The 18504-nt window shown below is 71.7% G+C and carries 19 protein-coding genes and 1 pseudogene; 10 read left to right on the forward strand and 10 right to left on the reverse strand.

Translation table 11 applies throughout. From position 1 onward, the window contains the following. The 7 genes and pseudogenes from ACIQK6_RS22090 to ACIQK6_RS22120 form a co-directional block, all read left to right on the forward strand. Positions 1–312 (forward strand): STAS domain-containing protein, encoded by a 312-nt coding sequence (locus ACIQK6_RS22090; protein ID WP_030008825.1) that lies wholly within the window; start codon positions 1–3, stop codon positions 310–312. Then, positions 309–782 carry an ATP-binding protein gene (locus tag ACIQK6_RS22095; protein WP_329104086.1) on the forward strand — a complete coding sequence of 158 codons (474 nt, stop codon included), beginning with the start codon at positions 309–311 and terminating at the stop codon, positions 780–782. The genes ACIQK6_RS22090 and ACIQK6_RS22095 overlap by 4 nt, the downstream gene beginning before the upstream one ends. After that, on the forward strand, positions 764–2020 hold the full coding sequence (locus tag ACIQK6_RS22100; RefSeq protein ID WP_329104088.1) for a PP2C family protein-serine/threonine phosphatase: 1257 nt from the start codon (positions 764–766) through the stop codon (positions 2018–2020). The genes ACIQK6_RS22095 and ACIQK6_RS22100 overlap by 19 nt, the downstream gene beginning before the upstream one ends. Next, on the forward strand, positions 2021–2764 hold the full coding sequence (locus ACIQK6_RS22105; RefSeq protein WP_402695292.1) for an AAA family ATPase: 744 nt from the start codon (positions 2021–2023) through the stop codon (positions 2762–2764). A 70-nt stretch (positions 2765–2834) separates the two neighbouring features. Next, complete coding sequence (locus ACIQK6_RS22110; RefSeq protein WP_329104093.1) at positions 2835–3575, forward strand: type 1 glutamine amidotransferase domain-containing protein; 741 nt, start codon at positions 2835–2837, stop codon at positions 3573–3575. A 33-nt stretch (positions 3576–3608) separates the two neighbouring features. Continuing rightward, positions 3609–5093 carry an aldehyde dehydrogenase family protein gene (locus ACIQK6_RS22115; protein WP_402695293.1) on the forward strand — a complete coding sequence of 495 codons (1485 nt, stop codon included), beginning with the start codon at positions 3609–3611 and terminating at the stop codon, positions 5091–5093. A gap of 69 nt (positions 5094–5162) precedes the next feature. Beyond that, positions 5163–5237, forward strand: a pseudogene (locus ACIQK6_RS22120) (F420-dependent NADP oxidoreductase); the annotation flags it as partial. Positions 5238–5645: 408 nt separating this feature from the next. Here ACIQK6_RS22120 and ACIQK6_RS22125 read toward each other — a convergent pair. The 4 genes from ACIQK6_RS22125 to ACIQK6_RS22140 all read right to left on the reverse strand — a co-directional run bounded on the left by ACIQK6_RS22125 (position 5646) and on the right by ACIQK6_RS22140 (position 8376). After that, a complete protein-coding gene (locus ACIQK6_RS22125; RefSeq protein ID WP_402695294.1) occupies positions 5646–6035 on the reverse strand; it encodes a rhodanese-like domain-containing protein in 390 nt (129 codons plus the stop codon). Continuing rightward, complete coding sequence (locus ACIQK6_RS22130; protein WP_329098716.1) at positions 6032–6580, reverse strand: cysteine dioxygenase; 549 nt, start codon at positions 6578–6580, stop codon at positions 6032–6034. Before ACIQK6_RS22130 ends, ACIQK6_RS22125 begins: the two co-directional genes overlap by 4 nt. 78 nt (positions 6581–6658) lie before the next feature. Continuing rightward, positions 6659–6745 carry a putative leader peptide gene (locus ACIQK6_RS22135; RefSeq protein WP_311318651.1) on the reverse strand — a complete coding sequence of 29 codons (87 nt, stop codon included), beginning with the start codon at positions 6743–6745 and terminating at the stop codon, positions 6659–6661. A 32-nt stretch (positions 6746–6777) separates the two neighbouring features. Continuing rightward, a complete protein-coding gene (locus ACIQK6_RS22140) occupies positions 6778–8376 on the reverse strand; it encodes an FAD-dependent monooxygenase (protein WP_329098714.1) in 1599 nt (532 codons plus the stop codon). Between the two features lie 68 nt (positions 8377–8444). Here ACIQK6_RS22140 and ACIQK6_RS22145 point away from each other — a divergent pair, with 68 nt between their 5' ends. Beyond that, entirely contained in the window at positions 8445–8663 is a 219-nt protein-coding gene (locus ACIQK6_RS22145) for a hypothetical protein (RefSeq protein WP_329098712.1), read from the forward strand. Positions 8664–8834: 171 nt separating this feature from the next. Here ACIQK6_RS22145 and ACIQK6_RS22150 read toward each other — a convergent pair whose 3' ends face one another. From ACIQK6_RS22150 to ACIQK6_RS22165, 4 genes are all read right to left on the reverse strand, one after another. After that, positions 8835–9725, reverse strand: a complete 891-nt coding sequence (locus ACIQK6_RS22150; protein WP_329098710.1) for an amino acid ABC transporter permease — start codon at positions 9723–9725, stop codon at positions 8835–8837. Next, positions 9722–10396 (reverse strand): amino acid ABC transporter permease, encoded by a 675-nt coding sequence (locus ACIQK6_RS22155; protein ID WP_329098708.1) that lies wholly within the window; start codon positions 10394–10396, stop codon positions 9722–9724. Before ACIQK6_RS22155 ends, ACIQK6_RS22150 begins: the two co-directional genes overlap by 4 nt. A gap of 83 nt (positions 10397–10479) precedes the next feature. Beyond that, positions 10480–11331, reverse strand: coding sequence for a glutamate ABC transporter substrate-binding protein (locus ACIQK6_RS22160; protein WP_329098706.1), 852 nt, complete (start codon positions 11329–11331; stop codon positions 10480–10482). A gap of 117 nt (positions 11332–11448) precedes the next feature. Beyond that, a complete protein-coding gene (locus ACIQK6_RS22165) occupies positions 11449–12234 on the reverse strand; it encodes an amino acid ABC transporter ATP-binding protein (protein WP_329098705.1) in 786 nt (261 codons plus the stop codon). Positions 12235–12533: 299 nt separating this feature from the next. On the opposite strand from ACIQK6_RS22165, the gene ACIQK6_RS22170 reads away from it, so the two are divergent. Further along, positions 12534–13244, forward strand: coding sequence for a response regulator transcription factor (locus ACIQK6_RS22170; RefSeq protein WP_329098704.1), 711 nt, complete (start codon positions 12534–12536; stop codon positions 13242–13244). Positions 13245–13256: 12 nt separating this feature from the next. After that, positions 13257–14669 carry a HAMP domain-containing sensor histidine kinase gene (locus ACIQK6_RS22175; RefSeq protein WP_329098702.1) on the forward strand — a complete coding sequence of 471 codons (1413 nt, stop codon included), beginning with the start codon at positions 13257–13259 and terminating at the stop codon, positions 14667–14669. A 20-nt stretch (positions 14670–14689) separates the two neighbouring features. Here ACIQK6_RS22175 and ACIQK6_RS22180 read toward each other — a convergent pair whose 3' ends face one another. Then, entirely contained in the window at positions 14690–16882 is a 2193-nt protein-coding gene (locus ACIQK6_RS22180; protein WP_329098700.1) for an endo-beta-N-acetylglucosaminidase, read from the reverse strand. A gap of 45 nt (positions 16883–16927) precedes the next feature. Continuing rightward, positions 16928–18211: a glycosyl hydrolase gene (locus ACIQK6_RS22185; protein ID WP_402695295.1), complete on the reverse strand. Its 1284-nt coding sequence runs from the start codon at positions 18209–18211 to the stop codon at positions 16928–16930. Positions 18212–18504: the final 293 nt, after the last annotated feature.

Consider the following 18504-nt stretch of genomic DNA (forward strand, 5'->3'; position numbering starts at 1 on the left):
ATGCCGCTTTCCGTGTCCCTGAGCATCGAGGGCGACACCACCGTGATCGAACTGACGGGCGAGCTGGACGCCAAGACCGCGCCGGACTTCCACCGGACCATCGAGAAGGCCGCCGGCCACGGCACGCAGACCGTCGAGATCAGGATGGCCGGCGTCGGCTACATGGCCAGCGCCGGACTGCGCTCCCTGGTCTTCGCCCAGCAGAAGGTCGCGAACGACGTCACCATCAAGGTGGTCGGTGCCATCGAGCCCGTGTCCCGGACCATCCGGACGGCCGGGCTCGACCGGAGCATCGTTCTCTCCGATGAGTGACCACCGTGACTGACATGGTCGAACTGGCGAGGAAGTCCTGCGCGCTGGAAGTGCCCGCAACGGTGGGGGCACTGGGCGAAATCGCCTCGTTCGTCATGCGGTTGGCCGGAGCGGCGGGCCTGGACAAGGGCGCCGCCTACCGGCTCCGGCTGGCCGTGGACGAACTGGCCACGAACGTCGTGATGCACGGGTACCGGGGCGGCGGCGGACGGATCAGCGTCCGTGGCCGCTCCGGCCCGGACGGGGTGCAGATCGTCATCGAGGACACCGCACCCCCCTTCGACCCCGTCGAAGGCCGCCTGCCGCCCGCCCACGGGGTCCCCCCGCAGGACCGGCGGATCGGCGGCCTCGGCATCCACCTGGCACTGACCAGCGTGGACGAGTTCGGCTACGCACACAGGGACGGCCGCAACATCAGCACCCTGACTGTGAAGGCTGAGGGGACCCACCGATGCCCTCCACGACCGTGATCATCCTCGACGCGTACCCGCCACCGCCGCCCGAGCTGCTCGACGCCCTGCGGACGATGGACGCGGCACTCGTCACCCGCTCCCTGACGGAGCTGCGCGAAGGCGCGCTGGAACTGCTGCCCGTCGCGGACGTGCTGCTCGCCCCGGCGGAGTCCGACGGGGAGGCGGTGCGCACGGCCGTCCGCCGGCTGCGCCGCTGGGCCGGGGCCCCCATCGTGGTCGTCTGGACCGTGACGGAGTTCGCCGCCCTGGAGGAACACGTCCGGATCGGGCACGACTACCTCGTACCGCCCTTCCTGCCCGCCCTCGTCGGGGCCCGGCTGCACAGTTGCTCGGAGCGCGCCGGACTCGGCCGCACCCTGCGGGAGGCCGACGCACGCGCCGAACTCATGGGCTACGAGAAGGAACTGGAGATCGGCCGGGAGATCCAGGCGGGCTTCCTGCCCGAATCGATGCCCGTCCCCGACGGCTGGGAGATCGACGTGCGGTTCCGTCCCGCCCGACAGGTCGCCGGAGACTTCTACGACGTCTTCGAGATCTCCCGCGGCCGCCGGCTGGCCTTCGTCGTCGCCGACGTCTGCGACAAGGGGGTCGGAGCCGCGCTGTTCATGGCGCTCATCCGCTCCCTGCTGCGGCACACCGCGCAGAACAGCGGCCTACAGCACCTGGTCGCCGGACGCGCCGGCGGCAGCCGGCGGATCCCGGTCGTCGGCGCCACCCCGCTGCTCAACGCGGTCACCGCCACCAACGGCTACCTCACCCGCAACCACCTGCGGCAGGGCTACTTCGCCACCCTCTTCTTCGGGGTGCTCGACCCGCTCACCGGCAGCCTGGTCTACATCAACGGCGGCCATAACCCGCCCCTGCTGCTGCCCGCCGACGGCAGCCCACCGGTCGCCCTCCACATCACCGGGCCCGCCGTCGGGATCCAGCCCGACTGCGTCTACACCCTCGGCTACGCCCAGCTCGACCCCGGCGACACCCTGTTCGCCTTCACCGACGGGGTCCCCGAAGCACGCTGCCCGGGCGGCAGCTTCCTCGGCGACGACCGGATGCTGGAACTGCTCGCCGGGCCACCGGTCAGCGGCAAGGAGGTGGTCGACCGGATGGACCTGGCGGTGCGCGAGCACACCGGCACCGCCGAACAGCACGACGACGTCACCATGCTGGCCCTGCACCGGCCACGCGCGGCGCGGGGGCCGCGCGCGGACGGCGCCGGCACCCGGGTGGTGGCCTAGATGACCCGCACCATCGTCGTGCACTCGCACCGCGGTGGGACGGGCAAGTCCTCGGTACTGGCGAACCTCGCGCTGCTGCTGGCGGCCGAGGGGCGCCGGGTGGGGGTGGTCGACACCGATATCCAGTCACCCACCCTGGACCTGCTGTTCCGCCTGGGGCCCGGCGCCTCTCTGACCGACTACCTGCTCGGCCGCTGCGAGATCGAGACCACCGCCCAGCAGACGGGGGTGCCCGGGCTGTACGTCGTACCGGCCCGGACCGGGACGGCCGCCCTGCGCGAGATCATGGCCGGGGGCTACGACGTCGGACTGCTGCCGGAGGGCTTCGACCGGCTCGCCGCGCACTACGCCCTCGACGTGCTGCTGCTCGACACCCACGCCGGGCTCAACAACGAGTCGGTGACCGCCATGGCGAGCGCCGACGTACTGATGATCATGGCCCGGGCCGACCGGATCGACCTCTCCGGGGTCGAGGAGACCATCGCCCTCGCCGGGCGACTGACCTGCCGGCGGAACCTGGTCCTGAGCATGGCCCCCGAGGGCATCGACCGGGACGCGGCCCGCCGGCGCTCCGAGGCGGTCTACGGCGCGCCAGTGGCCGGAATCCTTCCCTACTCGCCGGAAATGGCGGCTCTGTACGGGGAGCGCATATTTGCAGAAGCCCACCCCGACCACCCCCTGGTCGGTGAATTCCGCACCATCATCTCGGCGTTGGACGCACGTGACGAAGTATCGCGGGCCTGACGTCATCCCCCTTACGCCCCCCGCGGGTGGCGTGTTGAATCGGCAGCGAATCCAGAACAAGGAGAGAATCATGAAGATTCTCGTCGTCATGACGGCCAAAGCCACACTGCATCTGCTCGACGGCGAACAGCACCCCTCGGGATTCTGGGCCGAGGAATTCGTCGTGCCCTTCTCGCTCTTCAAAGCGGCCGGCCACGACGTGGACGTGGCGACGATCGGGGGCAGGGCACCGACGGTCGACCAGACGAGCATCGACCCCCAGTTCCTCCAGTGGGTCCGCCCCCAGGGTTCGCCGGACGAAGACGCGGCCAACGCCGCCGCATACGTCCGGGCCATCGAGAACACCCCCCAGCTGAGAGCTCCCATCGCACTGGAGACCCTCACCGAGAAGGACGTCGCGGACTACGACGGCGTGTACGTCAGCGGCGGTCACGGCGCCATCGGAGACCTCCCCAAGTCCGACGAGCTCGCCCAGATCCTGCGCTGGGTCATCGCGCAGGACAAGCCGCTCGCCACCGTGTGCCACGGCCACACCGCGCTGCTCGCACTGCGCGACGGCGAAGGCCGCTGGCCCTTCGAGGGCTACCGGATGACCGCGTTCTCGCACAGCGAGGAACTGGTCACCAACATGGCCGGCCGGCTCCCGCTGATCCTGGAGGTCGAACTCACCCGGCTCGGCGCCCGCTACGAGAAGGCCGAAGCCATCTGGGACTCGCACGTGGTCGTCGACCGCAAGCTGACGACCGGCCAGAACCCCTACTCCTCCAAGGCCCTCGCCGAGAACTTCTTGACGCAGCTCGCGAAGGGCTAGTACCGCCCCCGCACCCGAAACCGGAAGGCAGCCATGACCAAGCGTGAGCTGAGCGGCCAGCCCCTCGCCAACCCCGGGAAACTGTTCATCGGCGGCGCCTGGGTCCCGGCCCGGGACGGCCGGACCGAACCGGACATCAGCCCCGTGGACGGGCAGGAGATCGTACCGGTGGCCCAGGCCGCCGCCGCGGACGCGGACGCGGCCGTCGCCGCCGCCCGTACGGCGTACGAGGAAGGCCCCTGGAGCAGACTGTCCGCCCAGGAGCGCGCGCTGCGGCTGAACCGGGTCGGTGAGCTCATCGAGCGCGACCTGGAAGAGATCGCCCTGCTGGAGACCGTGGACATGGGCAAGCCGTTCGCGTTCTCCAGCACGGTCGACGCCCCCATGGCCGCCCAGCTCATGCACTACTACGCCGGGGCCGTGACCCGTGTCGACGGCTCCTCGCGCGCCCCGGCCGGCGGCCAGCTCGCCTACACCCTGCGCGAACCGCTCGGCGTGGTCTGCGCCATCACCCCGTTCAACTTCCCGCTGCTGCTATCGATGACGAAGATCGCACCGGCGCTCGCGGCGGGCAACACGGTGGTCCACAAGCCCTCCCCGGCCACCCCGCTGACCGCCCTGAAGATCGCCGAGCTCTTCCAGGAGGCGGAGATCCCCGACGGGGTGCTGAACGTCATCACCGGTCCGGGCGTGGAACTGGGGGAAACCCTCACCGGCCACCCCGACATCGACAAGATCGCCTTCACCGGTTCCACCTCGGTCGGCCAGACCATCATCCGCAAGGCGGCCGGCACCCTGAAGAAGGTGACGATGGAGCTCGGCGGCAAGTCCGCCAACATCGTCTTCGCCGACGCCGACCTCGACGCCGCCGAGGAACTCGCCTTCTTCGGCATCTACTACAACAAGGGCGAGATCTGCACGGCCGGCTCCCGGCTCCTGCTCCAGCGCCCCATCCACGACGAGATGGTCGAACGCCTGGTCCGCCGGGCCGCCGACCTCAAGCCCGGTGACCCGCGCGACCCGGCCACCCTCTTCGGACCGCTGGCCCACCGCGGACAGTTCGACAAGGTCAGCTCGTACATCGAGGTCGGCGAGAAGGAAGGCGCGGTCCTGCGCACCGGCGGCAGCGGCTGGACCCCCGAGGGCGCCTCCAGTCAGGGCCTGTACTTCCTGCCGACCATCTTCACCGGCGTCGACAACGGCATGCGGATCGCCCAGGAGGAGATCTTCGGCCCGGTCCTGTCGATCATCCCGTTCGACACCGAGGAGGACGCCGTGCGCATCGCCAACGACAGCGCGTACGGCCTCGCCGCCGGCGTCCACACCAAGGACCTGCGGCGGGCCCACCGGGTCGCCTCGCAGATCAAGGCCGGCACGGTCTGGGTCAATTGCTACAACCAGTACGACCCCGCCGTGCCCTACGGCGGATACAAGGCTTCCGGTTACGGCCGCGAGTGCGGTCCCGAGTCGCTGGAGAGCTACACCCAGACCAAGTCGGTCTGGATCGGCATGGACTGAGAGCGCGACCGAGACGGCGAACGAGCCCGACCGAGACGGCGAACGAGACCCCCTTCCCGAGGAGCGGCAATGCGGACAGGCATCATCGGCACCGGGCGGATCGGCTCGGTCCTGGCCAGGATCCTCGTGGCGGCAGGCCATCAGGTCGTCCTCGCGGGCGCCCGCGGCCCCCAGGTCCTCGGCCCGCTCGTGGCCGAGCTGGGTCGGGGGGGGGGGGGGGGGGCCCCCCCCCCCCCCCCCCCCCCCCCCCCCCCCGCGGGGGGGGGGGGCGGGGGGGGGCGCCGCCCCCCGCGGCCCCCCCCGCCCCCCCCGCCGCCCCCCCCGGGGGGGGGGGCCCCCCCCCGCCCCCCGCCGGGGGGGGGGGGGGGGGGGGGGGGGGCGGGGCCCGCCCCCCCCCCGGGGGGGGGGCCCCCCCCCCCCCCCGGGGGGGGGGGGGGGGGGGGGGGGGGGGGGGGCCCCCCCCCCCCCCCCCCCCGCCGCGAAGGCCGGCGAGGCCGGACCTTCCAGCCCGTCCGGCGTTCGAGAACCGGGTCCGGCCGGAGCCCGGGGGCATCAGGCGGGTGCGACCGGGAGGCCGGCGGACTTCCAGGCCTGGAAGCCGCCGGTCAGGTCTGTCGCGCGGTGGATCCCCAGGGCGTGCAGCGAGGCCGCGGCGAGGCTGGACGCGTAGCCCTCGTTGCAGATCACCACCACCTGGAGGTCGTGGCCCGTGGCCTCGGGGAGGCGGTGGCTGCCCCGTGGGTCCAGGCGCCACTCCAGTTCGTTGCGCTCGACCACCAGCGCGCCCGGGACCAGCCCGTCCCGCTCGCGCAGGGCCTGGTAGCGGATGTCCACCAGGAGGGCCCCGGCGCGGGAGGCGGCGTACGCCTCCCGCGCATCCACGCGGGTGTAGCCCGCGCGGACCCGCTCCAGCAACTCGTCGATGCCGATCGGGGCGCTCACTGCCAGTCCGCCGGACGCTCGACGTGCTCCAGGCTGAGCACCGGGCCGCTGCGGCTGTAGCGGCGGATCAGCGGGAGCGGCGGGTAGTAGGCGTGCACGGAGACCGCGTGCTCGGCCTGCGACTCGTTGAGGACCTCGTGCACGTGGTGTTCCCGGAAGGCGCGCCCCGATCCCGCGGCCAGGGTGCGGCGGCGGTCGACGTCCGGGGCCAGTTCCAGGGACCTCCAGCCCTCCGCGGGCAGGCGCACGGTCAGCGAGTGCTCGGTGAGCCGGCCCCGGGCGGTGGCGAAGGCGCCCCGCGATTCGGCGTGGTCGTGCCAGCCGGTGCCGGTGCCCGGAGGCCAGCCGATCAGCCACGCCTCGCTGCCGCCCGGCCCGTCCAGCCGGATCCAGGTGCGGCCCTCGGGATCGAGTGGCAGCGAGGCCACGACCTCGGCGTCGGCCGCCGTGCGGAGGGCGAAATCGAGGAGCTCGGCGGCCGTGGGGCCGCCGGCCGCCGTCGAGGACTCCAGGGCGTACGGGGGTGCGGATGCGGGTGCAGACATGAAGGGGGACCGTTCCTGGGTTCGCGGAGGTGCGCGCAGGCCGGTGGACGGCACGGGGCGCGCGGAGGGAAGGGCGAATCAGCAGGAAGGGCGACACACGCAGCCCGCGTAGCGGAGCAGGTCCATATGGACCCTCCGCCACAGGCGTACGTCGTTGCCGGTCACTCCGCGAGTGAACCACGGAGTCCCGGAGACGGTCAATCGATCACCGCGGTCGGCGTCGTCGGCATCGGCACCGACGACGCCTGAGCGGGCGCCGGTACCCGGGACGCGGGCGCGCCCGCCCGTAGGGTGTCCGCCGCCTCGTACAGTTCCGCCGGGCGGACCCCCGCGAAGGTCGCCGCCAGGTGCCCGTCCGGCCGCACCAGCAGCACGGTGTGCGCCGGAGCCCCCGGATAGCCGTCCGCGACCAGCAGGTCGGTGCGGACCGGGAGGGCGCTCACCGCCGCGGCGAGTCGGGGCATCAGTCCGGCGCCGAGCCAGTGGCGGCGGTCCCAGACCCCGGTGCCGGGAGCCACCAGGACCACCAGGAACCGGCCCTGCCCGAGCAGGTCCCGCAGCGGCACGGTCGCCCCGTCGGGCGCGGTCACCGCAACGTTCGCCACCGGGCCGCCCGGCTCCGTGGCCGTCGGGACCTCGTGCACGGCGACCGGCGGGGCGTACGTGGGCTCCGAGCCCAGCGGTCCGCGCCCCAGGTGGCCGTCGGTGAGCAGGGATTCGGCGGAACGTGCGGCGCCGGGGAGGTAGGTGCGCAGGCCGCCCCCGGCGCGCAGCGACGGCATCGCCTGGTCGGCCGCGCGCAGGCGGGAGGCGACCGCGGTGCGCCGCTCGCCCTCGTAGCTGTCGAGCAGGGCCTCGGAAGCGCCCTGGTGCCAGGCCAGGGAGAGCTTCCACGCCAGGTTCTCGGCGTCCCGGAGTCCCTCCTCGACCCCTTGGGTGCCGAGCGCGCCCAGCAGGTGCGCGGCGTCTCCGGCGAGGAAGGCGCGGCCGTCGCGCCAGCGGCGGGCGAGGCGGTGGTGCAGGGTGTGGACCCCGGTGTCGATGAGGTCGTACGGGGGTGTCGTGCCGCCGCACCACACCGCGAGGGTGTCGCGGATCAGGGTCACCAGCACGTCGGGGGTCACGAGTTCCCCGCGGGGCGGGAGCAGCCAGTCCAACCGCCACACCCCGTCGCGCAGCGGCCGCGAGGTGACCTCCTGCGGCGGGCTGCGGTGCAGCAAGGCCTCGCCGGGCCAGGGCAGTTCGGTGCGCAGCGCGGCCACGGCGTGCCGCTCCACGGCGGTGCGGCCCGGAAAGCGGATGCCGAGCAGCTTGCGCACGGTGGAGCGGGCGCCGTCGCAGCCGACCAGGTAACTCCCGCGCCACCAGGTGGTTTCGGCGCCCCGGGTGTGCGCGGTGACGCCCCGGCCGTCCTGCTCCAGGGAATCCAGCTTGCTGTCGGTGACCAGCTGGACGAGCGGGTGGGACACGGCGGCGTCGCGCAGTCCGCGCGTCAGTGCGTGTTGCGGCACGTGCAGCGGGGCCTGGCGGTCCTCGAAGGTGATCCGCCGGTCGGTCTGGCGCCGGCGCATCGTGCGCCAGGCGGCGAAGTACGTCCCCTCGTCGCGCAGCGTCGTACAGCCCAGCCGGTGCGCCATGGCCGACGTTTCGGCGTGCAGGACGACGGTACGGGCCGGCCGGACCTCTTCCTTTCCGGGCCCCTCGTCGAGCACGACGGAGGGTACGCCCGCACCTGCCAGGGCGAGCGACAGGGACAGTCCGACGGGTCCCGCGCCGACGACGATCACCGGGTCCATGGCGCGGCTCCCGATGTCCGGTATGTGATCACAGAACGTATGCAACCCACTGTAGGTGCCCGCGTCAAGTGACCCTGGTCGGCGCAGCGGTAAATGGAATCGGAAATTCCGAAAAGGGCGTCAAGGATGGACACTGCAAGGCGGCGGTCATCTGCGTGCGTGAGGACGGCGGCGGCGACGTCAGTGTCCATTCGCTGGAATGGAAGGACGAGCGTGCCCCCTCCTTCATCGCCTGCCCGCCGTTCACCTCGGTAAAGAGCGGCGGCATCATCACGAGGTCCCACTGATGGACTGGATCGCTCGAGGCTCCTCCAGCACGGCCGACGTCGAAGCCGGAAGTCGCATCGATCGGTACAACGCAATGTGGTGCGGCGGATGAATTCCGCCGCACCACACAGACTGAGCAATATGAATGACGTGAGGTCAGAGCCCCAACGGCCCCTGGACCGGGAGGGCCGTCAGATCCCGCCCGAGTTCGCCCCGGTCGCCATGTCGTTCACATCGTTGACGCCGACCACCGCACCGGTGCTCTTCTTCGACTTCCGCAGTCGGCCCTCCAGCAAGGAGGCGAACGAGGTGAGGCCGAAGTTCACGACGATGTAGATCAGTGCGATCACGAAGAGCGTCGGGATGGTGTTGCTGTAGTTGGCCGAGATCTGCCGGTTCATGGAGAGCAGTTCCCCGAAGCCCAGCAGGGCGCCACCGATCGCGGTGTCCTTGAGGATCACCACGAGCTGGCTGACCAGGGCCGGCAGCATCGCCGTCACGGCCTGCGGGATCAGCACGTGGAACATCGTCTGGCCCTTGCGCATGCCGATCGCCTTGGCGGCGTCGCTCTGGCCGTGGGGCAGGGAGAGCACGCCCGCCCGGACGATCTCGGCGATGACGGCCGAGTTGTAGAGGACCAGGCCCGTGACCACGGCCCAGAAGGGCCGGGTGTCGGAGGGGACGTCCATGAGCCGCGGCGCCATCAGCGCGAAGCCGAACAGCATCAGCATCAGCACCGGGATGGCACGGAAGAACTCGACCCACGCGCCGACCGGACCCCGCACCCACGCGTGGTCCGACAGTCGACCGATGCCCAGCAGCGCGCCGAACGGGAGGGCGATCAGCATGGCGAGCGCGCCGGCCTTGAGGGTCTCCACCAGGCCCGGGAGCAGGTACGTGGTCCAGACCCGGCTGTCGGTGACGAAGGGGGACCACTTGTCGGCGTCGAGCTGGCCCTTCTCGCCCATGAGGGACAGCGCCCACCACAGGACGAGCCCGAACAGCACGACGAAGAGCCCGCTGTAGATCCAGTTGCGCGCCTTGGCCTTGGGGCCAGGGGTGTCGTACAGAACGGAACTCATCGCTTCACCGCCACTCGCTTGGCGACCCAGCCCAGCAGAAGGCCGGTGGGCAGGGTCAGCAGGACGAAACCGAGAGCGAAGACAGCGAAGACCGCGAAGAGCGCCTGCGGTTCGTTCTCGAGCATTTCCTTCATCAGCAGGGCCGCTTCGGCCACGCCGATGGTCGCCGCCACCGTGGTGTTCTTGGTGAGTGCGATCAGTACGTTGGCGAGCGGTGCGATGACCGCCCGGAAAGCCTGGGGGAGCACGATCAGGGTGAGCACCTGGAAGAAGCTCAGCCCCAGTGCGCGGGCCGCCTCGGCCTGACCCACGGGCACGGTGTTGATGCCGGAGCGCAGGGCCTCGCAGACGAAGGTGCCGGTGTAGGCGGTCAGTCCGAGGACCGCGAGCCGGAAGCCGATCTCCTTGAACGTGCTGCCGCCCAGGGCGATGCCGAGCGTCTGGTTGAGCCCCAGCGAGCAACCGATGATCAGCAAGGTCAGCGGGGTGTTGCGGACCAGGTTGACGTAGGCGGTGCCGAAGCCCCGCAGCAGCGGGACCGGGCTGACCCGCATCCCCGCCAGGACGGTCCCCCAGATCAGGGATCCGACCGCCGAGTAGAGGGTGAGCTGAACCGTCACCCAGAAGGCTCCGAGCACGTCGTACTGCCCGGAATCAAGAAAATCGAACACGATGCCCTGCGCTCTCCCCAGGATGGCCGGTGAGGTGCGCCGCCGCCCGCGGCAGGCGGGCGGCGACGCTCCTCACCGATGAATCAGCTGCCTTCGGTGATCTGCGGAGCAGGCTCGTTCTTGTAGTTGGCCGGGCCGAGGTTCTTGTCCACGGCCTTCTGCCAGCTGCCGTCCTCGACCATCTTCTTGAGCGCGGCGTTGATCTTGGTCTGGAGCTCCTTGTCGCCCTTCTTCAGACCGATGCCGTAGTTCTCGTTGCTCAGGCTCAGCCCGACCAGCTTGAACTTGCCCTTGTTCTTGTCCTGCGCCGCGTAGCCCGCCAGGATCGAGTTGTCCGTGGTCAGGGCGTCGACGGCCTTGTTCTCCAGGCCGGTGATGCACTCGGAGTAGCCGCCCTGCTCCAGCAGGTCGGCCTCGGGAGCCAGCTTGGTCTTGACGTTCTGCGCCGACGTGGAGCCGGTGACCGAGCAGAGCTTCTTCTTGTTCAGGTCCTCGGCCTTGGTGATGCCCGTTTCGTCGGCGCGGACCAGCAGGTCCTGGTGCGCGAGGAAGTACGGGCCGGCGAAGTCGACCTTCTCCTTGCGCTTGTCGTTGATCGAGTAGGTCGCGACGACGAACTTCACGTCACCGTTCGCGATCAGGTTCTCGCGCTCGGCGCTGACGGCCTGCTTGAACTCGATCTGGTTCGGCTCGTAGCCGAGCTCCTTGGCGACGTAGGTCGCCACGTCGACGTCGAAGCCCGTGTACTTGCCGTCCGGGGTCTTCAGGCCCAGACCGGGCTGGTCGTACTTGATGCCGACGACGATCTTGTCCTTGGCGCCACCGGACGCACCGCCGTCACTGGCGGCGTCCTGCTTGCTGCCGCCACACGCGGTCGCGGTCAGGGACAGGGCGACGGCGACGGCCGCGGCCGCAGCGGCCTTGGAGATCTTCATGGTGAACTTCCCTCGGATGAGACGTGGTTGAACGACGAGCGACGCTTGCGGCGCACGCACGGCAGACAGGAACGATCCGGCGACGATCCGCATACGGATGACTACCAGACGGAAACCTCAGTGGTGCAGGATCTTCGACAGGAAGTCCTTCGCCCGATCGCTGCGCGGGTTGCTGAAGAACTGCTCGGGAGTCGCCTCTTCGACGATCTTTCCGTCGGCCATGAAGACGACCCGGTTGGCGGCGGACCGCGCGAAGCCCATCTCGTGCGTGACGACCACCATCGTCATGCCCTCGCGGGCGAGCTGCTGCATGACCTCCAGCACCTCGTTGATCATTTCCGGGTCCAGGGCCGAGGTCGGCTCGTCGAAGAGCATCACCTTCGGCTCCATGGCGAGCGCCCGGGCGATCGCCACGCGCTGCTGCTGGCCACCGGAGAGCTGTGCCGGGTACTTGTCGGCCTGGGAGCCGACGCCCACCCGCTCCAGCAGGGACAGCGCCTTCGCGTGGGCCGTGGCCTTGTCGGTCTTGCGGACCTTCAGCTGGCCCAGCATGACGTTCTGCAGCACCGTCTTGTGCGCGAAGAGGTTGAACGACTGGAACACCATGCCGACGTCGGCGCGCAGCCGGGCCAGTTCCTTGCCCTCGGAGGGCAGGTCCTTCCCGTCGAGCGTGATGGTGCCCGAGTCGATGGTCTCCAGCCGGTTGATGGTCCGGCACAGCGTGGACTTGCCCGATCCCGAGGGACCGATCACCACGACTACCTCACCGCGGGCAATGCTCAGATCGATGTCCTGAAGCACGTGCAGCGCGCCGAAGTGCTTGTTGACGTTGCTCAGTACGACCAGGTCGTCTGCGGCACCGGCCGCGTCCTGCACGTCCTTGGTCACTGATACTCCGCTCATCGGCTTCTTGCTCCGTCCTCCTCGGTTGGCAGGACAGTAGTGACGTGACGCGCACAACGTCATCACATCTGAGGGAGAATTGAGGATAACGATCCGGCCTCTTCCCGATACGCTCCGTGCGCGACACCGGTGTGGTCGATCATGTCCGCGTACCGGGTGCATAACGGAAGGCGCGCCGGGGCGGGACCCTCTTGACGTGGGACTCCGTATCGGCGTGGATGCATGGTGGCCCTACGTGCGGCCCTGCGTGTGACCATGCGCAGTGAAGCCCGAGTGAGACAAGAGGAGAGGGGGACGACATGAGACTGCTGCTCGTCGAGGACGACGATCACGTCGCGGCAGCCCTGTCCGCGATCCTCGCCCGCCACGGCTTCCAGGTCACCCACGCCCGCAACGGCGAAGAGGCCCTCCAGGCGCTCCTGCCCGCCGGCGCGCCGACCTGCCCCCAGCCCTACGGCGTGATCCTGCTCGACCTCGGTCTGCCCGATCAGGACGGCTACGAGGTGTGCGGCAAGATCCGCAAGCGCACCGCCACCCCCGTGATCATGGTGACCGCGCGGGCCGACGTACGCTCCCGCATCCACGGCCTGAACATGGGCGCCGACGACTACGTGGTCAAGCCCTACGACACCGGCGAGCTCCTCGCCCGCATCCACGCCGTCGCCCGGCGCACCGGCGCCTCCGAAGAGGTCGCCGGCACCGGTACGGCCGCCACGGTCCGCCTCGGCCCCGTCAGCATCGAGCTGCCCAACCGCCGGGTGAGCGTGGACGGCGCCGACGTGCCCCTCACCCGCAAGGAGTTCGACCTGCTGGCCCTGCTCGCGCAGCGGCCCGGCGTCGTCTTCCGCCGCGAGCAGATCATCAGCGAGGTGTGGCGCACCAGCTGGGAGGGGACCGGGCGCACCCTGGAGGTGCACGTCGCCTCGCTCCGCTCCAAACTGCGCATGCCCGCCCTCATCGAGACCGTCCGAGGGGTGGGCTACCGGCTCGTCGCCCCGGCCGCTCCCTAGGAACCTTCTGTCGTGCGTGCCCGTCTGCTCCCGCTGCTCGTCATCCTGATGGCGGGCACGCTGCTCGCCCTCGGCTTCCCGCTCGCCGTGAGCCTGGCCGCCGGGCAGCAGCAGCGGGTGGTGGTCGACCGGATCGACGACAGCGCCCGCTTCGCCGCCCTCGCACAGTTCTTCATCGACGCCGAGGGTTCCGGATCCATGGGCGCCGCCGAGCGCCGCGAGACCCTCGGGCAGGAACTCGCCCGCTACCAAACGCTGTACGGGATCCGCGCCGGCATCTTCTACCGGGACGACAACGCCCTGGCTCGGTCCCCGGGCTGGTGGCAGCTCCCGGATTCCCGCGAGGGGCGCCGGGCCCTGGAGCAGGCGCTGGCCGGCCGGCGCAGCCACGATCCGCCGCAGGTGTGGCCCTGGCAGACCGACGGCAAACTGCTCGTCATCTCCCCGGTCGTCCTCGACGGGGACGTGGTCGCGGTCGTCGCCACCGAATCCCCGACCGACCAGATGCGCGCCCGGATCCTGAAGGGCTGGCTGCTGATCGTGGGCGGACTCGCCGCCGCCATGCTGGTCGCCTTCGGCGCCGCCCTCAAGCTCACCAGCTGGGTCCTCAAGCCCGTCCAGACCTTGGACGCGGCCGCCCACGGCATCGCCACCGGACGGATGAACTCGCGGGTCGCGGCCGCCGGCGGGCCCCCGGAACTCCAACGCCTGGCCCACTCGTTCAACGAGATGGCCGACAACGTCGAAGAGGTCCTGGAACAGCAGCGCGCGTTCGTCGCCGACGCCTCCCACCAGCTGCGCAATCCGCTCGCGGCGCTGCTCCTGCGGATCGAGCTGCTCGCCCTCGAACTGCCAGAGGGGAACGAGGAGATCGCCTCCGTGCGCACCGAGGGCAAGCGCCTGACCCAGGTCCTAGACGACCTGCTGGACCTGGCGCTGGCCGAGCACGCCTCCGCCGAGATCAGCCTCACCGACATCGGGGCCCTGACGGCCGAGCGGGTCGCCGCGTGGCGCCCCTACGCCGAGGAGAAGGGCGTACGGCTCACCGAGACGGGCCGGAGCGCCATCACCGGCTGGGCCGACCCCATCGCCCTGTCCAGTGCGCTCGACGCGGTCATCGACAACGCCCTCAAATTCACCCCCGCGGGCGAGGAGGTCGAGGTTTCGGTCTCCACCGAGGGGCGCACCGTCCGCGTGGCCGTCGCAGACCGCGGCCCCGGCCTCACCGAGGACGAGCTGCTCCGCGTCGGCGACCGGTTCTGGCGCAGCGGCCGCCACCAGAACGTCAAGGGTTCCGGGCTCGGCCTGTCGATCTCCCGTGCCCTGCTCGCCGCGGGCGGCGGGTCCCTCTCCTACGAGAAGAACCCGCCGCACGGGCTGCGGGTGACGGTGGCCGTCCCGCGCACCGACCCCCAGGGCGGCTGAGCCACAGACCCCCTGTCCGGCTACCAGACGAGGGCGGTGCGGGCCGCCTCCGACACCGCGTACAGCTCGTCGACGGCCCGGACCTCGAAGGCCGCCGCCCGTTCCCGTCCGGCGCGCGGGACGGCGGGCAGGTACAGGGCGGTGCCGCAGGTGCCCCCGAGGAAGCGCCGCGTGCCGTCGGGCAGGACCCGCCACACCTCGTAGTGGCGCGGCCGCCCGTCGGGGCCGGCCGCCGCCCGCCAGGACAGACGCACCCGGGCCCGGCCGTCCTGCCGGGACGAGGCGTCCACGACCAGTGCGGTGGGAGGCACCGGGCGCCGGGTGCGGGTCTCGTCGCGCACCGACACGGCGCCGATCCGCCACACCACCGGTCCCTTCCCGAGCGCGGTGATCCGTACCGCGAGGCCGTACGCGGTCCTGCCGGCCAGTGCCGTCAGAGCGGCCCGCGTCGTGCGCCAGCCCCGCCCACCGTCCCGGGTCGCGGCCGGCAGCCACGTGTACGGGACGGGCTCGCCGGGGCCGGACGGCTCGCGGACGGCCACGCCGACCTCCACCGCGATCCCCGCCGCGGCTTTCGCCGTGATCTCCGCGGCGACCGGCTCCGGTCCGGTGGCGTGCACCAGCTCCAGGACCGACCCGCGGGTCAGCGGCAGCCGTGTGGAGTGCAGCCCGATGGTCACCGGGGCGGTCAGCTCGCCCTCGACCAGCAGGCTGGAGCCGCCGCGCCAGGCGCTCGCGAAGTCCAGGGTGACCGAGGGGCGCGCCCCGGCGGTGTCGACCGCCCAGCGGCGGCCGGGGAGCCGGTCCTGGAGCCCGAGGTGGTTCCAGGGCGTGTCCGAAACGACCCTGCCGCTGTCGTACCAGCGCAGCCCGTGCCCGGTGTTGAAGGAGCAGGCGAAGGGGAGCCCGGTGACGGTGGACCGGTCGGCGACGGCCGTCGCCGGCGCCCGCCAGCGGGCCCCGGGCGCCGGCCGGGCCGGGTCCAGGGACTCGCCCGTCCAGAACCGGTCGTCGGCACGGTGGAAGGCGCCGGGGGAGCGGTCGGTGAGGTGGTTGCGGGTCCACTCGGGCCGGTAGAAGCCGTAGCTGACGACGTGGTCCCGCCCGCGCGGGACGATCGCGTCCCAGTCGACGACCGCGTCCCAGCCGCGGGATTCGGTGTCGACCGCGGCCCACAGGTCGTGGCGGGAGCGGCCGAGGCGGTCGGCGAGCGTGCCCGAGGCGGCCAGGGTGTCCGGGGTCCAACGGAAGTCCACGAACATCGTGTCCGAGACCGTCCCGGCCCGGTCCTCGAAGAACTCCTGGTTGAGCGCGTTGAGGGCGCCCTGCCAGCCCACCCGGCCGGTGTTGTTCATGGCGTCGTACCAGGTGGTGCGCAGTCCGTGCGGCTCGCCGGCCGCCCGCAGGGCGCGCAGGAACTCCCGCATCCGGGTGGCGAGCGCGCTGTCCCCGCCGTCGGTCTCGGCGTTCACGAACCAGCCGTCGAAGCCGTAGGTCCGCGCCACCTCGACCAGCTTGTCGGCGATCGGGAAGCGGCCCAGGGAGTCCCGCCGCACCAGGTCGCAGGTCCACCGCAGGTCGCCGCCGTAGGCGACGGGCGGCAGGAACACGTTGCCCAGCACCCGGACGCCGTTGCGGTGGGCGGCGTCGACCACCGGCGCGTTCGGCGCGAGCACGATGCCCTCGCCGGCCGAACCGCCCCAGAAGACCAGCTCGTCGATGTACGCCCAGTGCGTGAGCGCGTAGTGGTCGGCGGTCGGGGAGCCCTGGGACGGGTTCCCGGCCGTGGGCCCGAAGGAGACCAGGGAGGCGATGCGGGCCTGGCCGGCGCGGGCGTCCCGGTTCGCCGGGACCGGGGTGAACCGCTGCGCCAGTGGCACGGTCGAGGTGTTGTGGGCCAGATCGGGATCGCTCTCGGGGGTCCACCGGCTCAGCGAGCGCCACACGATCCCGGGACCGGGGGCCCCCGACGGGAGGGAGTCCGGGAACCAGTACGAGGCGTACGGGGCCAGGTCGACCGGTGCCGGTGCCGGTGCCGGTGCCGCGGCGGGCGCTCTCACTGGTAAGGGCGCGGGCGCGGCGGCGGCCCGGGCGCGGCCCGCCAGACCCAGCAGCACGGCGGCCCCGGCCCCGGTGACCAGCACCCTGCGCCGGGTCGGCCGTACCGAGGCGGGCGGCGTACGCGGATCGACGACGTCGTCGGTCTCGGGCATGCGGGGCTCCTCACGAAGGGATCGGGGGACCGGGAGATCGGCCGGTCAGGTCACGTCGTGCACGCGCAGCACCTCGGTGATGCCGCGCGCGGCCAGATGGGCGGGGTCCGCGGCACGCTCCGCGAGGACCACCGCGGGGCGCACCCCCTGGGCCGTCAGCGAGGCCCAGGCTTCGAAGAACGCGCCGCCCGGGGCGCACACCGAGCGCCCCGGAGCCTGCGCCCCCGCACCGACGTCCACGGCGAGCGCGGTGGACCGCGGCGCCGGGCGGTGCGCGCGGCCCCGCCACCGCGCGGCGATCCGGGAGACGGCGGCGCCGGCCGGCTTGGTCCGGCGGTCGTTGGTGAGCAGGCCGAGGCCGTACTCCAGCTCCGGGAAGTCCGCCAGCTCCCGGGACACGTCGTGCGAGCACCACCAGGTCACGCCCCACAGGTCCGGGCAGTCCAGGGCGTTGGCGACGGTGGCCTCGGTGAACCGCGCCGCGTGCGCGGGCGGGATCAACGGCGCCGGGGCACCGACCTCTTGGAGCCACACCGGGCGGTGCGGGTCCAGGGCCCAGGCCTTGGAGAGCTCGATCAGGTACGCGGCATGGTGCTCCGTCGCCGTCCCGCTCCGGCCGTGGCGCTGCGCGGTGCCGTTGAACACCCAGGAGTGCACGGCGGTGACCCCGCCCAGCCGGGCCGCATGGGCCGCCGTGAACGGGTGTCCGTCCCGGTACCAGGCCGCGTCGTACTCGGCATGCAGGTGCAGCCGCCCTGGTGCGCCCTCCTCGCAGGCGGCGAGCATCCGCTCCAGCCAGCGGGCGGCCTGGTCCGGGGTGATCCGGTCGGGGTCGGGGTGCGGGGCGCCGGAGAACTGGTTGATCTCGTTGCCGACCGTCATGCCCAGGAAGTTCGGCCGGTCGGCGAGGGCCGCGGCCAGCGTGCGCAAGTACTCCTCCTGCCCGGCGACCACGTCCGGGTCGGTGAAGATGTTGCGCCGGTGCCAGGTCCGGGTCCAGGCGGGCAGGAAGTCGAAGCTCGACAAGTGCCCCTGCAGCCCGTCCACGTTGACGTCGAGCCCGCGTTCGGCGGCCGCGTCGGCGAGCGCGACGAGCTGCTCGACGGCGCGCGGCCGGATCAGCGTCCGGTTCGGCTGGAAGACCGGCCACAGCGGGAAGACGCGGACGTGGTCCAACCCGAGCGCGGCGATCGAATCGAGGTCGGCCCGCACCTCGTCGAGGTCGAAGTCCAGCCAGTGGTGGAACCAGCCGCGGGCCGGCGTGTAGTTGGCGCCGAAGCGGAGCACGTCATCGTGCACGGGGCGTCCTGGAGTTCTGGAGGACTTCATCGGATGCGCCACAACCTGCCGGTGCCGATCGGGAAAGTCAACAGGGCCCCTGACCATGCGCTTATGCGCTTCAGCCCAGTTGACACAAGGGTTCTAGGTGAAGACCCTGAGGAAACTAATGCGCTTTAGTTACGGCCGGCTGAAACGAAGTGCGTGGAAATGGACAGCGGTATTTCGGTCACGCGGTCGCCGCTTCGGGCCCGTTCTGCCTCGGGCCGTACGGGGGCGGCCGCACCGCCGACCGGAGCGCACCGGCCCGGGGGGTTCGAGGACGTGGGGATGGTGACCGGGCC

The sequence above is a fragment of the Streptomyces sp. NPDC091682 genome (assembly GCF_044756625.1).
Taxonomy (GTDB): domain Bacteria; phylum Actinomycetota; class Actinomycetes; order Streptomycetales; family Streptomycetaceae; genus Streptomyces.